Raw genomic sequence first — 15,341 nt, 5'->3', positions numbered from 1 at the left:
TGCGCAAGGAAGTGTTGTCAGGACGAACGACGGAGACCGTGAAGCCAATGACTGAAGAAAAGAAACGCTCGAGCCTGTGGGATGGATGGAACGCTCCGCCGAATCTGGTGACCTTCTCCCGCATCATCCTGGTAGTGGTGTTCCTGTGCCTGTATATCGGCGCCGGCCCCTGGGGCCGCAACAACGTCGGCATGCGCTGGGCGGCCGCCATCATCTTCATCATCGCCGCCTCGACCGATAAGATCGACGGCTGGATGGCCCGCAAATACAACCAGGTCACCGAACTGGGCAAGCTGATGGACCCGATCGCCGACAAGCTGCTGACGCTGGGCACGCTCGTCGTCGCCGCATGCTTCAACGAGTTCGGCCATGTCGTGCTCGGCTGGGTGGTCACGGGCCTGTTCCTGATCCGCGAAATCGGCATCACCGTCATGCGCTTCTTCGTGCTCGAGCATCCCGGCGGCAAGGTCATCGCCGCATCGCAGGCCGGCAAGTACAAGACGCTGACCCAGTGCATCGGCCTGGGCATGCTGATGCTTCCGGTATGGACGATCGACCCGAGCGGCAACGCGGTGTGGCTCAGCGTCTATTTCGTCATCACCTACGCCCTGATCTACTTCTCGCTGATCCTGTGCCTGTATTCCGGCTGGGAATACCTCGTCAACACCTTCGGTCACCGCAAGGCGCCGGCCGGCGACGGCCAGCAGGGCCGCTAGGGGCGCGCGATGGACGAGAGGCGGCTGCTGCGCGACATGCAGGATGAGTGCGACGGGCTCGCCGCCTCGTTGCTGGCATGGTGCGCTGAGCGCGACGTGAAGATCGCCTGCGCCGAATCGCTCACCGGCGGCCTGCTGGCCGACGCGTTCGTGCGCATTCCCGGGGCGTCGAAAACGTTCCTCGGCTCGGCCGTCACCTACGACATCGCCGCCAAGGCATCGGTGCTGGGCGTCGACCGCGCCCTGCTGGCAGCCCGGGGCGCCGTGGACCCGCAGGTCGCCGAGCAGATGGCGACGGGCGCCGCCGCGTTGTTTGACCAGACGGAATATAATGGAAGAATCATCGGATTGAGCACCACCGGTGTCGCAGGGCCCGGTCCAGACGGCGACAAACCGGCGGGATTGGTCTATTCGGGCGTGTCGTTTCCGACTATTTTCCGCGGCCTAGCCCCCCGGCTGAATTTCTCCATCAGGCTGGAATTGCAAGGCTCGCGGGAGATGATCCGGGCGACGACGGTCCGCGATGTTCTGAGAAACGCAAGAAGGTTTTCAGGTTCCTTAAAGATTTGAAAACTGTAGTTAAGAATGTAAGCAGTTATTGGATTTTCGTCGATTATGAAAGGGGTGGCGAAAATGGCATCCATTGCTCTTGCCAATATTGAAACAACTACCGAGGTCAAGAAGGTTGGGACCGAAACGACTTCAGTGCGCTCTGCCGGCGCCCGCATGCGGGAACTGACTCCGGCGCAGCGCAGGGCCGTGATGTTCGCCCAGCAGCAGGTGCTTCGCGCACGTGCCGCCAAGAAGGCCAAGGACGAGCGCCAGGCGGCGCTGGCGCGCCTGTGGCAGGAAGAGGACAGCGAAAGCGTCCGTCCTCGTTCCATCATCCGCAAGCGCGAGGCGCTTGGCGAAGTGCATGAGGCGTCGCTGCGCGAAGCGATCGGCCATGTGCTGCGCGAACTGCGCACCCGCGACCACAAGACGCTGCGCGAGGTCAGCGAAAAGGCCGGCGTCTCCCTCGGCTACCTGTCCGAGGTCGAGCGTGGCCAGAAGGAAGCGAGCTCCGAGCTGCTCGCCTCCATCTCCGAGGCGCTGGGGCTGACGACGTCCCAGATGCTGCGCCTCGTGGCCGACTACCTCGACTCGATGGAAGTCTGAGTCTTTCAGGAGCGCATAACAGCATAACGACTCCGGTCATGAAGCCCGCCGCTAGGGGAACGGCGGGCTTCATGCGTTTCGGCCCTGCGGCGCGTTGGCGTTTTCGCGTGGGGGCGATGGCGGCTACTATGGCCGGTATGCGTGAACGGGAATTCTGGCAATTGCTTGAAGAGGTGTTCGGCCGCAGCTATGGCCGCGCCCTGGCCCATGACCAGAAGCTGGTCAAGCTTTCGGGACGCACCGTCGTCGAAGCGCTGGAAGCGGGGGAGGAGCCCCGCACCGTCTGGAACGTGCTGTGCGACCAGATGGAGGTGACCGATGCCGCACGGTGGGGCAAGGACCATGCGGCTCCGCCGCTGCCGGTCGATTTCCATTGACGCGCCCCATGTGGGCATTGGGTGTTGAATCGCCATATTCGAACAAATGTTCGCACAAAGCGGCTATACTGAAACGAGCTAGCCTGAACCCGGCGCCACTGGGCGGCGGTCCGCCACGCATGGCCGGGGATGATTGTGGATGACACGCCTTGCCATCCACACCAGTGCCGTGCGCTTGGCTGCGGTACGCGTGGCGGCATAGCGTGGAGCCTTAGGAATGCAAGCGGCGCAAGGCGCAGGAATGATGTTTTTATGAAAGGAGCAGCCGATGGCGGCAGCGAAGGCAGGCGCAAAGGGCGCCAAGAAGGACAGCCAGGAAGCCAGGAAACTCGACGCGGGCCGCAAGGCCGCGCTGGATTCGGCATTGGCGCAGGTGGAGAAGAACTTCGGCAAGGGGTCGGCGATGCGCCTGGGCGACAAGCCGGAGCAGGACGTCGAGGTCATCCCGACCGGTGCGCTGGCGCTGGACATGGCGCTCGGCATCGGCGGCCTGCCGCGCGGCCGCGTCGTGGAGATCTACGGGCCCGAATCGTCGGGCAAGACGACGCTGGCGCTCCACGTGGTCGCCAATGCGCAGAAGAACGGCGGCGTGGCGGCATTCATCGACGCCGAGCATGCGCTCGACCCGGTCTATGCCCGCAAGCTGGGCGTCGATACCGATTCGCTGATCGTCTCGCAGCCCGACAACGGCGAACAGGCGCTGGAAATCGCCGACATGCTCATCCGCTCGGGCGCGCTGGACGTCGTCGTCATCGATTCGGTGGCGGCCCTGGTGCCGAAGGCGGAAATCGAAGGCGACATGGGCGACAGCCATGTCGGCCTGCAGGCGAGGCTGATGAGCCAGGCGCTGCGCAAGATGACCGGCGCATTGGCGCAGGCCAACACGACGGCGATCTTCATCAACCAGCTGCGTGAGAAGATCGGCGTGTTCTTCGGCAACCCCGAAACCACTACCGGCGGCAACGCGCTGAAGTTCTATTCGACGATCCGCCTGGACATCCGCCGTGGCACGACGATCAAGAACGGCGACGAAGCGGTCGGCAGCCGCACGAAGGTGAAGGTCGTCAAGAACAAGATGGCGCCGCCGTTCCGCACCGCCGAGTTCGACACGCTGTATGGCGAGGGCATTTCGAAGGAAGGCTCCGTGCTTGACATGGCGCTGCAGACCGACGTCGTCAAGAAGTCGGGGTCGTGGTTCACCTATGAAGGCGACCAGCTGGGGCAGGGCCGCGAGAACGTGCGCCAGTTCATGAAGGACAATCCGGACCTGACGGCCGAAATCGAAATGAAGGTCAAGCAGAAGTTCGGCCTCATCGAAGGCGCGGACCAGTTCGCCGATTCCGGAGTGGAAGAGGCGAAGGAAGCCCGCGAAGCCGGCGTCCAGCCCGATAGCGCCGCCGACGGCGCGGACGGCGCTGCGGATCAGGCGTAGCCGGAGGCCGCAATGATCAGCGCCGAGGAATTCCTCCGGGGACGCGGCATGGCCGTCCCCCCGGAGCGCGAGGCGGCCGAGGACGATGGAGTGCAGGACGATGCGCGTGCGGCCAATGCGTGCTCGGACAATGCATGCTCGGACAAAGCGTGCTCGGCCGATGCGCGGCGCAAGCCGTCCCGGCGTGCGCGCGGTCGCCGGCAGGGCGCGGATGCCTCTTCGCGGCCGGCGCAGGGATTCGCGCGGCGCGGCAGCTTCCGCTGCGCGCAGGCCGACGACCCCCATGATGCCGAAGCCTGCAAGGAAGCGGCGCTGCGTTTGCTGGATGCAGCCGACCGCCCCAGCGGCATGCTGCGCACGAAGCTCGAGGAACGGGGCTATGCGCAGGATGCGATCGAGCCGACGCTGCAGCGGCTGGCCGAGCTGCGCCTTATCGACGATGAAGGCTATGCAAGCCGGCTGCTCCGTTCGCTTGCGGCGCGGCAATACGGCCGCCGCGGCGCGATGCGCGAAATGCGGCGCAAGGGGGTATCGGCGGACGTGGCCGCGCGCGTGGCCGACAAAGCCGCCCGCGAAGGCGTGTTCGTCGACGCGGCATGGGAGCTGGGACGCAAGGTCGCCGCAAAGACGCGAGGGATGGAACGGCAGGCCAGGCTGCGCAGGTTCTGGAGCGCGGGAGGGCGCAAGGGCCATGACGGCGCCGATTTGCGCGAGGTAGCCGAAACCCTGTTCGCCGACGATGAATGATGAACGGGAAATGAAGCGAGACCCCTCATACCCCGGGTTCTGTCACGCCCCGCTGACGGGGCGCGGATGGCCATCCATCTCGACCTGGCGTCGCCGCCAGGCTCTAGCAGCCTACCCGAAGGCTTTGGACGAGCAGCCCGTAACGCCTTCTGCTTGGCCTTGCTCCCGATGAGGCTTGCCATGCGGCCGTCTGTTGCCAGCGGCCCGGTGGTCTCTTACACCGCCGTTTCACCCTTGCCTCGCAACCAGGCGAAAAGCCCGGAAGGGAGGCGGTCTGTTCTCTGTTGCGCTATCTCTCAGGTCGCCCTGGGCGGACGTTATCCGCCATCGTGCTCTGCGGAGCCCGGAAGTTCCTCAGCCTAAACCTTCCTAACAAGAAAGGGCCGGCCGCGGCCATCGAGGGGTCTCAAGCGTTCCATCATAGCAGGTTGCCCGTCCGAAACGCCAATGGAATGAACGTTTTTCCGGATTGCGCTCACTGTGTAGCCCGCGTGTTCCGCAAACCGCCAAGGTCGGTTACAATGTAGGTACTCGAACGGGGGAGAGCCCCCTTCGATCCGTCATATAGCGGGTAGCACCGCTTGAGTCTAGGGAGGTCCACATGGAGATCGTCATTACCGGACGCCACACGCAGATTAAGCAAAGGTTCCGTGACGTCGTTGAAAGCAAGATGAATCGTGTGACCGCTATCGCCCCCGACACGCAGCGCATTACCGTCGTCGTGTCGCATGAGGGCAACCCGCGCATGGCCGATACCGCCCAGCGCGTGGAAATCACCGTCGTTGCCGGGAGCACCGTCGTGCGCGCCGAAGCCGCCAGCGCCGACATGTTCACGGCCCTCGACCTGGCGCTCGACAAGCTGACGCTGCGCCTGCGCCGCGCCCGCGATCGCCGCAAGGACCATCGCAAGGGCTATGCGCCCGTGTTCGACGAGGGCAAGGTCGTCCCGCCGGCAGAGGAGCGCGCCGACATCGAGGACGAGCCGATGGACAGCCCGCAGGCTGCCGTGGCCTCCGACCTCGCGCCGGGCGAATCGGTCGAGGTGCAGGTCGGCGACACGCCGATCGTCATCCGCCGCAAGCTGCATCTGGCCGAGCCGATGAGCATCGACGAGGCGCTCTATGAAATGGAGCTGATCGGGCACGACTTCTTCCTGTTCGTCAACAAGGAAACGAACCGCCCGTCCGTCGTCTACCATCGCCATGGCTGGAGCTACGGCGTCTTCGAAATCGAAACGCCTGAGAACGCCAAGAAGCTTGAGGACTGAGCCGCACCGGGCAGTCCGACAGGGCCAGTGAAGGGGCCCGCGCCAGTTGGGTGGCGCGGGCCCCTTTCCGTTGCTGCAGGAGCTGCCGGAATGTGAAGGTTCTGCCCGCTTTTTGGAAACTTTCGTAAAAAGGAAGAGATTTGAGGCTTCGCGCCGTGGCTTTCCGGTATGCTGGGCCGTGGATTGCACCGATTGAACACACCCAAGGGAGTGAATGTGGTAGATATCGTAGACAAGGCCCTGCGTATTGGCGAAGGCCACCAGATCAAGAAGCTGGAAGGCGTCGCCAAGGCGGTCAACGCGCTCGAAGACGAGATTGCTGCGCTGTCCGACGAAGAGCTCAGGGGCCAGACCGCCAAGTTCAAGACGAAGCTCGACAACGGGGCGTCGCTCGACGACATCATGGCCGAGGCGTTCGCCACGGTCCGCGAGGTGTCGAAGCGTACGCTCGGCCAGCGCCACTTCGACGTCCAGCTCATGGGCGGCGCCGCGCTGCACTGGGGCAACATCGCCGAAATGAAGACCGGCGAAGGCAAGACGCTCGTGGCCACGCTGCCGAGCTACCTCAACGCCCTCGAAGGCAAGGGCGTGCACGTCATCACCGTCAACGACTACCTGGCCAGCTACCAGAGCGAGCTGATGGGCCGCATCTACCGCTTCCTCAACATGAGCGTCGGATGCATCATCACTGAGCAGAAGCCGGCCGAACGCCGCAAGCAGTACAACGCCGACATCACCTACGGCACGAACAACGAATTCGGCTTCGACTACCTGCGCGACAACATGGCGTGGGAGAAGGGCGAGCTCGTCCAGCGCGGACACCACTACGCCATCGTCGACGAAGTCGATTCCATCCTGATCGACGAGGCCCGTACGCCGCTGATCATTTCCGGCCCCGCCGAAGGCGACGTCACCCGCTGGTACCGCCAGTTCGCCAAGCTCGTCACGAAGCTCACCCGCGACGAGGACTACGACGTCGACGAGAAGAAGAAGGTCGTCGGCATCCTCGACCCGGGCATCACGAAGATCGAGGACTACCTGGGCATCGACAACCTCTACGAGCCGAACAACACGGCGCTGATCGGCTACCTCAACAACGCCATCAAGGCCAAGGAGCTCTTCCTCAAGGACAAGGACTACGTCGTCACGCATGGCGAGGTGCTCATCGTCGACGAGCACACGGGCCGCATCCTTCCCGGGCGCCGCTACAACGAAGGGCTGCACCAGGCCATCGAGGCGAAGGAAAACGTCGAGGTCAAGGCCGAGAACCAGACCTTCGCGACGATCACGCTGCAGAACTACTTCCGCATGTACGACAAGCTGGCCGGCATGACCGGCACCGCTGAAACGGAAGCCGCCGAATTCATGGGCACCTACAAGCTCGGCGTGCTGCCCATCCCGACGAACAAGCCGATGATCCGCCAGGACAAGGACGACCTGATCTACCGTACGAAGAAGGAGAAGCTGGCCGCCATCATCCGCGACGTCGCGCAGCGCCACAAGAAGGGCCAGCCGGTCCTGCTGGGCACCGCCTCCGTCGAATCCTCCGAAGTGGTCTCGTCGCTGCTCGACGTGGCCGGCATCCCGCACAAGGTGCTCAACGCCAAGCAGCATGAGCAGGAAGCCGCCGTCGTCGCCGTCGCCGGCCGCAAGGGCGCCGTCACCGTCGCCACCAACATGGCAGGCCGAGGCACCGACATCATGCTCGGCGGCAACGTCGAGTTCCTCGCCGACGCCAAGCTCAAGCGCGAAGGCTATTCCCCGGAAGACACGCCGGAGGAGTACGAGAAGCTGTGGCCCTCCACCCTCGAGGAAATCAAGGAGCAGGTCAAGGACGAGCACGAAGAGGTCGTCAAGCTCGGCGGCCTGTACGTGCTGGGCACCGAACGCCATGAATCGCGCCGCATCGATAACCAGCTGCGCGGCCGTTCGGGCCGTCAGGGCGATCCGGGCGAATCCCGCTTCTACCTGAGCCTCGAAGACGACCTGATGCGCCTGTTCAACACGCAGCTCGTCGCCCGCGTCATGGCCAAGGGCATGCCGGAAGGCGAGCCTATCGAGGCCAAGAGCGTGTCGAAGGGCGTGCGCACGGCGCAGAAGTCCGTCGAGTCGCGCAACTTCGAAATCCGCAAGAACGTCCTCAAGTACGACGACGTCATGAACAAGCAGCGCACCGTCATCTACGCGGAGCGCCAGGCGGTGCTCAAGGGCGAAGACATCCACGACGACGTCATGCGCTTCATGGACGACACGATCGTCAGCTACATCCACGGCGCCACCCGTTCCTCCGACAAGCCGCGCGACTGGGACTGGGACGGCCTGTTCAAGGCCGTCAAGGCCCTGTACCCGATGTCGGTGTCCGAAGACGACGTCAAGCGGGCGACGAAGGGGCTCAAGGGCGACAAGGCGATGGACGCCGTGCGCGCCGTGCTCGTCGAGGACGCGCAGGACCAGTACGACGAGTACTTCGCCAAGCTCAGCGACGACGACCTCAAGACGCTCGAACGCCGCGTCGTGCTCGCCGTGCTCGACCGCAAGTGGCGCGAGCACCTCTATGAAATGGACTACCTCAAGGACGGCATCGGCCTGCGCGGCATGGGCCAGCGCGATCCGCTGGTGGAATACCAGCGCGAAGGCTACCAGATGTACAACTCCATGATCGAGGCGATCAAGGAGGAGACCATCCAGCTGCTGTTCAACATCGAGGTCAGCCACGTCGGCCACACCGAGGACCCCAACGCGGTCGAGGAGGACATCGCCGAAGTCGATGCCGCCGAAATCAAGATGGGCGAAACGATCGGCGACCAGGATCCCGACAAGGACGCGGCGCTGAGCGCGACCGGCCCGGTAGCTCCCTCCGAAGGCAACGAACCGCTCGATGAAGCGGCTGCGGCCCTTGAACTCGACGAGAAGGATGCCGAGCGCCTCCATGTCTCCGCCAAGCGCAAGGCGGCCGATAAGGCCAGCGAGCAGGCTGCCGGCGAAATCTCGGCCGAGGCCGAAGCCGTCGATGGCGGCGTGCGCCATGTGCCGGCCGGCCCCAAGCCGCTGACGCATGCCGAAGGCAAGGTCCCGGCTTCGCGCCGCCCCAAGAGCAACGAGCTCAAGAGCCCGTGGGCCGATGGGCGCACGTTCCCCGGCACCGGCCGCAACGCCCAGTGCCCGTGCGGTTCGGGACGCAAGTACAAGCTGTGCCACGGACAGAACGAACAGAAGGCGGCTTGACGGACCCTGCAGGTTCCTGATGGCCTGAAGCCCGGAACGCATCGGATGCGTTCCGGGCTTTTCGATGCCTTTTGCATTCTGGAATCCGCGCGATGGCGCGCAAACGCGACGATACAATGGGACGTTGAATGCAACAAACCCATGCGTTATGTCATCCAAAGGAGGGATTCATGGCGGAAATCATGTGGAAATCGATTCTGACCAAGCTCGTCAGCGGGCAGCATCTCAATGCGGATGAAGCGGAATGGTTCGTCGACGAGCTCATGCAGGGCAATGCGAACCCGGTGACGGTGGGCGCGGTGCTCGCCACCGAACAGCAGCTGGGGCTGACGGCCGACGAAATCGCCGGCGCGTCCAAGGCGATGCGCGCCCATGCGGTGCCGCTCGCCATCGACGGCGAGACCACGGACATCGTCGGCACCGGCGGCGACGGCGCCCATACCGTCAACCTGTCGACGATGGGCTCGATCGTGGCGGCCGCGGCCGGCATCAAGATCGTCAAGCACGGCAACCGCGCCGCCTCCTCGAAGTGCGGCGCCGCCGACGTGCTCGAAGCGCTCGGGCTGCCGCTTGACCTCGACCCGGACGCCGTGGCGGCCGTCGCCGATGAAGTGGGCATTACGTTCGCGTTCGCCAAGACCTTCCACCCCGCCATGCGCTATGTCGGCCCGGTGCGCGCCGCCATCGGCGTGCCGTGCGTGTTCAACGTGCTGGGACCGCTGACCAACCCGGCGCATCCCAAGCACGTGGCCATCGGCTGCGCCGACCGCCGCCTGAGCCCGCTGATGGCGCAGGTGTATGCCGCCAACGGCCAGACCGGCATGGTCTATACGTCCCACGAGGGCCTTGACGAGATGGCGCCGACCGGCCCGATCTCCGTCTGGGAATTCCGCGACGGCACCGTCACGGAAACCGAATTCGACCCCACCACCGAACTCGATCTGCTGCCGGTCACCGTCGACGACCTGCGCGGTGGCGAGCCCGAGCAGAACGCGCAGGCGGTGCGCGACTTCCTGGCCGGCGAAGAGGTGCCGTTCCGCAGCACGGCGCTGCTCAACGCCGCCTCGGCCATCGTTGCCGAGGGCACCCATGTCGATGCCGGCGCGGCGCTGCCCGAACGCTTCCGCGACGCCTATCTGCAGGCGCAGGAAGCCGTCGACTCGGGGCGCGCCGCGGACCTGCTCGACCGCTGGATCGCCTCGGCCAAGGCGCATGTGAACTGACTAGACGCGCGCCCCGTCGTCGTCGAAGCCGTCCTTGGACTCGTCGTGGCCGCGGTGGGTGGCCAGCAGCCCGCCCGCGCCGATGAGCAGCATCAGGCCGAAGACGACCCCGAGGATGGCCGCCACCGCCGGGAACAGGCACGTGGCGATCAGCCCCAGCGCGCCGAGAATGAACAACGCCCACAGCACGGCGCGCCCGGGGGAGGGCGTGCCCAGCTGCGGGTTCGGCGGCACGAAGTCGTCGCCATAGCGGTCCATCACGTCGTCGGTATCGAGCCAGCTGGTGCCGGTATGGTCGCGCGGGCCCGGCTGGGCATACCGGTCGCCCGACACGAAGGCGTTCTTCTTCAGGTCCGTCACGGACAGCAGTGCCTTCTTCTCCTCGCGTTCGGCATGCTTGCTGAAGCGTTTCGCCGTGCGCGAATGCTCGACGTCTTCAAGGTCGTCGGCATGGGCCGCCAGGAAGTCCTCCCAGGATTCGCCGCCCATAGGCTGATCATGCGCAGGAACGTCCGAAGGGGCGCCGGACGGCGCCTTTGCGCCCGGCTCTTCTTCGCTGCCGTTGGTATTGTTGTGGTCAGTCATACCACACTACTGTAATCGCGCGGGCCACCAACCGCCGGGAGGGTTTCCATCATGCTGTATTGGTTTTTCGTTAAGGCGTTCGGCCCCATCGCCCAGCGCCGCATGAACCCGACGGTGGAAGGCCTGGAAAACATCCCGCAGCACGGGGGCGGCATCATCGCGGCCAACCATCTGGCCGTCATCGACGACGCGCTGCTGCCGATGACATGCCCGCGCATGATCCATTTCATGGGCAAGGCCGAATACTTCGAAGGCAAGGGGATCAAGGGCCGGATCAAGAAGTGGTTCTTCACGTCGGCCGGCGTGTTCCCCGTCGACCGTTCGGGCGGCTCGAAGTCGCTGGGGGCGCTCGAGCATGCCCGCGAAATCATCGACGAAGGCCATCTGTTCGGCATCCACGTCGAAGGGACGCGCAGCCCCGACGGCCGCCTGTACAAGGGGCACACCGGCGCCGCCCGGCTGGCGCTGGAAACCGGCTGCCCGATCATCCCGACCGGCATCATCGGCTCGCGCGAGCTGCAGAAGCCCGGCCAGGTCATCCCCAGCCACGGCCATTCGCGGGTCGTGTACGGCAAGCCGATCGAAGTCGAAGCCGTTCCCGCCGAAGCGGTCACTCATGACATGCTGCGGGAGCTGACCGACCGCATCGTCAGGGAAATCCAGCAGCTGACGGGCCAGGAATACGTCGACGAATACGCCCAGGTCGTCAAGGCGCAGCTCAAGGCCGACGAGGAGGCCCGGAAGGCCGAAGCGGCCGCCAAGGGCGAGGAAAGCAACGAATTCGCCAACGAGTAGGCCCCGTCAGACGACGGTGAGCGTCACGACCGTCGCGTTGCCGTCGGCGTCGCGCAGCCGCACGCTGTCGCCGGCCGACGGCGACATGATGCGCACCGTATGCGTCAGGTCGCCCAGCGGGGCGCTCACCTTGACTTTCAGGCCCAGCGCTTCCAGCGTGCTGGTCGCCTCGGAGGTGCTCATGCCCACCACGTCCGGCAGCGTCACCATCTGGGGCCCCTTCGACACGACGACGTCGACGTCGTCGCCCCAATGCAGCGTCGTGCCGGCCGCTACCGACGACGAGATGACCGTCCCGGCCTCGACCGTGTCGCTGTACTGCTCGCTATAGGTGGCGTTGAGCTTGGCGGCCTCCAGCAGCGTCGCCGCCTCGGACTTCGCCTTGCCGGCGATGTCCGGCATCGACACCGGCATCGGCCCCTTCGATAGCGTGACGGTGACGGCGGCGTTGTGGTCGAGCGTCGTGCCCGGGTCGGGGCTGACGGCGATGGCCGCCCCATCGGGCACCGTCAACGAGTACTGGTCGTCGGAAGCGTTGTGGACGATGTTGGTGAAGCCCGCATCCTGCAGCGCGCGGATCGGGTCCTTGCCGGCATCGCTGGAGGCGTCGAGGATATCGGACGGTACCGTGGCCTGCTTGACGCCTTTCGAAACGGCGACGGCCAGCGTCTGGTTCGTGCGCTTGCTCAGGTGCGCCCCCGCCGTGGCCGGCGACGTCGAGATGATCCTGCCGCTGGCCACCGAATCGCTGTATTCCTCGGTGACGGCGTAGGGAATGCCCTGTGCGTCAAGCTCCTTGGCATAGCTGGACCATTCGACGCCGGCGATGGGGCATTCCTCGCCCTCGGCGCAGTCGCTGCCTTCCGGGACGGGCAGCGACCAGTAGCTTCCCGGGCCGATGTAGTACCACGCGGCGAAACCGCCGCCGCCAGCGAGCGCCACGACGAGGACGGCGATCAGCACGGCCAGCGGCCAGCGCCTCGAGCGTTTGCCGCCGTGTCCGTCTTTCGCGCCGTCGCCGTCTGCCGGCGCATCATCCTGTGGGCCTTCGGGCGTCTGCGGCGGGGTCGCCGCGCCGGCGCCCTTGCGCTTCAGCAGGCGCGTGCGGGGCTCTCCTGCGTCGTGCTGCGCCATCGTGCGCGTGCGTTCGGGGTCGTCGATGACGGCCGTGGCGTTCGGGTCCTGCGTGGCTTCGCCTTCCTTTGCGCCATCCGCAGGGGCGGCACCGTCCAATCCGGCGGCGCCCCCAGCCGTGCCATCTGTTGTGGATGCGTTGGGGGCCCCGGAGCCGCGGGGGGATCCTGCACCGCTTCCTGCCGTGCCGGTGGCCGCTGCATGGCCGGCTTGCTCTTGACGGTCCTTTTCCTCCTGCATCTGCCTGGCGCTGCCGGCCCACATTTCCCCGACCTGCGCGCTGGTGGCGTCGCTGGTCGCGAAATGGGCGGTCAGGCCCATGGCGCTGACATCGCCCAGTGCGTCGATTGTCGGGGCATTGGGGTCATAACGGTAGTCCAGCGCCTTCGGGTCGAGCTGCGCGACGAGCTCCTTGAGCCGGATGAGCGCGGCCGCGGCGTCCTCGGGGCGCTTGCCCACTTCCCTGGCCGTGAGGAACGCGATGAAGGCGGCCACCTGCGGGTCGATGCCCCGGCAGATGGTGGCGATGGAGGGGACGTTTTCATTGACGTGCTTGAACACGAGCGTGACCGGATTGTCCGACTGGAACGGCACCTGCCCGGCGAGCATCTCCCACGCCATGATGCCGACGGAATAGCAGTCGCCCTGTGCCGTGGCGAGGTTCTGCTCGATCATTTCCGGCGCCAGATAGGCGGCAGTCCCCAGCAGCATGCCGGTGGTGGACAGCGTGGCCTGCGAAACGGCCTTCGCCAGGCCGAAATCGGTGATCTGCACGCGTCCGCGGCTATTGAGCAGGATGTTTTCCGGCTTGATGTCGCGGTGGACGACGCCGGCACGGTGGGCGGCCGACAGGCCATCGAGCGTTTCGGCCACGATCCGCAGCGTTTCCCGCACGCTGAACGTGCCGTTCGCGTTCATGCTCTGGCGCAGGTTCACGCCGCGCACGTATTCCATGACCAGATAGTCGCGGCCGTTCACCTCGCCGCTGTCATAGACCTGCACGATATGGGGATTGGCAATCGACGCCGCGGATTTCGCTTCGCGCCGGAACCGCTCGACGAACTGGGCGCGATGGGGGCCCTGCGCAAGCTGGATATGCATGACCTTGATGGCGACCGTGCGGCCGAGCCGTTCATCGTCGGCCAGATAGACGGTGGCCATGCCGCCGTCGGCTATCTTGCGCTTGATGCGGTAACGCGAGTCGATGACCGTGCCGTGCATGATGCTGCCATCGTCGTTCATGGTGCCGGGCCGTTCCCTTCATGTCCGTTGCGAATGCCGCCGAAAGCGGCAGGGGAGAAACGAACAACATTCTACCCGTTGGCCTGCAGCTGCCAAGACGCTGCATCCGATAGCGGGACGGCGTGCCGTTCAGCGGCCGATGCCCGGCACGAACATGGCGCACAGCGACGCCAGCTGTGCACGCTGGGCATCGGGCAACCCGAGGGCGTCGATGGCGCGGACGGTGTCCTGCCAGAGCGATTCGATGCGACTGCGGGATGCATGCAGCGCGCCGCTGGATGCGAAGATGGCGATGGCCGCATCGACGTCGTCGCTGTCGCGTGCATCCTTGGCGTATATGGCGCCGAGGGCTTCGCGCTGTGCCGGCCGGGATCCCTCGAGCGCGTCGGCCAGCAGCACCGTGCGCTTGCCTTCGCGGATGTCGCCGCCCACGGGCTTGCCCGTACGTTGCGGGTCGCCGGCGACGTCCAGCAGGTCGTCGGCGAGCTGGAACGCCACTCCGAGCGGGGCGCCGATGGCCAGCGCATGCGCATGGGCCTTGGGGGCATCGAAGCCGCCTGCGAGAAACGCCAGCTCCAGCGGCGCGATCGTCGTATAGCTGGCCGTCTTCCATCGGAACACCTCCAACGAAGCCCCGGCGAGGGCCTTGGGATCGTCCAGCGGCATCGCCTCGATGGCCAGGTCGAGCACCTGCCCGGTCTCCACTTCGCGCTGCATCGCCAGGAATACCGGCAGGAACCGCGGGGCGCAGTCCGCCGGCATGCGCCGCTGGGCTTCGTCGACGATGCCGATGCAGGCGGTGGCGAGCAGGTCGCCGAGCATGATGCCCAGGCCCTGGCCGAGGGCGTCGTCGCCTGCGGCGGCCGCCAGGGCCTTGTGCGCGCTGGGCTTGCCGCGCCGCAGGTCGGAGTCGTCGATGATATCGTCGTGGACCAGCGCGGCCGTCTGGAACACCTCGATGGCGCAGGCCATGTCCAGCAACGCATCGCGCCGGGGCTGCGGACGGCCGGGGCATACGGCGTCGAATGCGCCCATCGCCAGCAATGCGCGCAGCCGCTTGCCGCCCTGGCTGGAAGCGAGCGCCTGCGCCTGCACGGCCTGCACGACGTCGCGCAATGCCTCGTTGACCTGGGGTACCTGTGCGTGCCGCGCCACCAAGGCGGCAATGCGTGGTTCGATCTGCTGCAAATCCCCGTCAACGCTCATGGTGCCATTCACCCACAGCCGCCCGACATCGCCGCGGTACCGGGAGGGGCCATTCCGTCCGGGAACCGCGTGGCGTTTTGCGCCGGCATCGCCCTGGTACGGGGAGGGCTGCCAGCTGCTGGCTTTGCCATTTGTTTTCGTCTGTTTTCCGTTGGCGTTGCCTGGCGTTGCCTGCCGTGCTGGCGTGTTTGCAGCCCAACGTCTTCTATACTGGAGCATGTTAGAACATTTGTT

Annotated in this window: 13 protein-coding genes and 1 other RNA gene; 10 read left to right on the top strand and 4 right to left on the bottom strand. The window is 65.7% G+C overall.

The window, feature by feature from the left end:
• Window positions 1-47 precede the first annotated feature (47 nt).
• The 6 genes from pgsA (at window position 48) to AC1AXT_RS01745 (ending at window position 4,430) form a co-directional block, all read left to right on the top strand.
• On the top strand, window positions 48-716 hold the full coding sequence (gene pgsA, locus AC1AXT_RS01770; protein WP_476540147.1) for a CDP-diacylglycerol--glycerol-3-phosphate 3-phosphatidyltransferase: 669 nt from the start codon (window positions 48-50) through the stop codon (window positions 714-716).
• A 36-nt stretch (window positions 717-752) separates the two neighbouring features.
• Window positions 753-1,286, top strand: coding sequence for a CinA family protein (locus AC1AXT_RS01765; protein ID WP_476540515.1), 534 nt, complete (start codon window positions 753-755; stop codon window positions 1,284-1,286).
• A 63-nt stretch (window positions 1,287-1,349) separates the two neighbouring features.
• Window positions 1,350-1,874 (top strand): helix-turn-helix domain-containing protein, encoded by a 525-nt coding sequence (locus AC1AXT_RS01760; RefSeq protein ID WP_476540145.1) that lies wholly within the window; start codon window positions 1,350-1,352, stop codon window positions 1,872-1,874.
• A 137-nt stretch (window positions 1,875-2,011) separates the two neighbouring features.
• The gene (locus tag AC1AXT_RS01755) at window positions 2,012-2,251 is read left to right on the top strand and encodes a DUF3046 domain-containing protein (RefSeq protein WP_476540143.1); all 240 of its coding nucleotides are present in this window, start codon (window positions 2,012-2,014) and stop codon (window positions 2,249-2,251) included.
• A gap of 268 nt (window positions 2,252-2,519) precedes the next feature.
• Window positions 2,520-3,683, top strand: a complete 1,164-nt coding sequence (recA, locus tag AC1AXT_RS01750) for a recombinase RecA (protein ID WP_476540141.1) — start codon at window positions 2,520-2,522, stop codon at window positions 3,681-3,683.
• A gap of 48 nt (window positions 3,684-3,731) precedes the next feature.
• A complete protein-coding gene (locus AC1AXT_RS01745) occupies window positions 3,732-4,430 on the top strand; it encodes a regulatory protein RecX (protein WP_476540139.1) in 699 nt (232 codons plus the stop codon).
• A 12-nt stretch (window positions 4,431-4,442) separates the two neighbouring features.
• Here the strand turns inward: AC1AXT_RS01745 and rnpB are convergent.
• An RNA gene (rnpB, locus tag AC1AXT_RS01740) (RNase P RNA component class A) lies at window positions 4,443-4,839 on the bottom strand.
• 192 nt (window positions 4,840-5,031) lie between these two features.
• Here rnpB and hpf point away from each other — a divergent pair.
• The 3 genes from hpf (at window position 5,032) to trpD (ending at window position 10,145) form a co-directional block, all read left to right on the top strand.
• Window positions 5,032-5,697: a ribosome hibernation-promoting factor, HPF/YfiA family gene (gene hpf / locus AC1AXT_RS01735; protein ID WP_476540138.1), complete on the top strand. Its 666-nt coding sequence runs from the start codon at window positions 5,032-5,034 to the stop codon at window positions 5,695-5,697.
• Between the two features lie 216 nt (window positions 5,698-5,913).
• Window positions 5,914-8,922, top strand: coding sequence for a preprotein translocase subunit SecA (secA, locus tag AC1AXT_RS01730; protein ID WP_476540136.1), 3,009 nt, complete (start codon window positions 5,914-5,916; stop codon window positions 8,920-8,922).
• Window positions 8,923-9,092: 170 nt separating this feature from the next.
• Window positions 9,093-10,145: an anthranilate phosphoribosyltransferase gene (gene trpD, locus AC1AXT_RS01725; protein ID WP_476540134.1), complete on the top strand. Its 1,053-nt coding sequence runs from the start codon at window positions 9,093-9,095 to the stop codon at window positions 10,143-10,145.
• Here the strand turns inward: trpD and AC1AXT_RS01720 are convergent, their stop codons facing one another.
• A complete protein-coding gene (locus tag AC1AXT_RS01720; protein WP_476540132.1) occupies window positions 10,146-10,730 on the bottom strand; it encodes a hypothetical protein in 585 nt (194 codons plus the stop codon).
• A gap of 51 nt (window positions 10,731-10,781) precedes the next feature.
• Between AC1AXT_RS01720 and AC1AXT_RS01715 the strand changes: the two genes are divergently transcribed.
• Window positions 10,782-11,525 (top strand): lysophospholipid acyltransferase family protein, encoded by a 744-nt coding sequence (locus AC1AXT_RS01715; protein WP_476540130.1) that lies wholly within the window; start codon window positions 10,782-10,784, stop codon window positions 11,523-11,525.
• A 6-nt stretch (window positions 11,526-11,531) separates the two neighbouring features.
• On the opposite strand, the gene AC1AXT_RS01710 is transcribed toward AC1AXT_RS01715, so the two are convergent.
• Window positions 11,532-13,901, bottom strand: coding sequence for a Stk1 family PASTA domain-containing Ser/Thr kinase (locus tag AC1AXT_RS01710; RefSeq protein WP_476540128.1), 2,370 nt, complete (start codon window positions 13,899-13,901; stop codon window positions 11,532-11,534).
• A 129-nt stretch (window positions 13,902-14,030) separates the two neighbouring features.
• On the bottom strand, window positions 14,031-15,107 hold the full coding sequence (locus tag AC1AXT_RS01705; RefSeq protein WP_476540127.1) for a polyprenyl synthetase family protein: 1,077 nt from the start codon (window positions 15,105-15,107) through the stop codon (window positions 14,031-14,033).
• Between the last annotated feature and the right edge of the window lie 234 nt (window positions 15,108-15,341).

It is taken from the genome of Bifidobacterium sp. LH_450 (assembly GCF_056356715.1).
The sequence above is the reverse complement of the archived record's forward strand: the minus strand, read 5'-3'. Positions and strand labels throughout refer to the sequence as shown.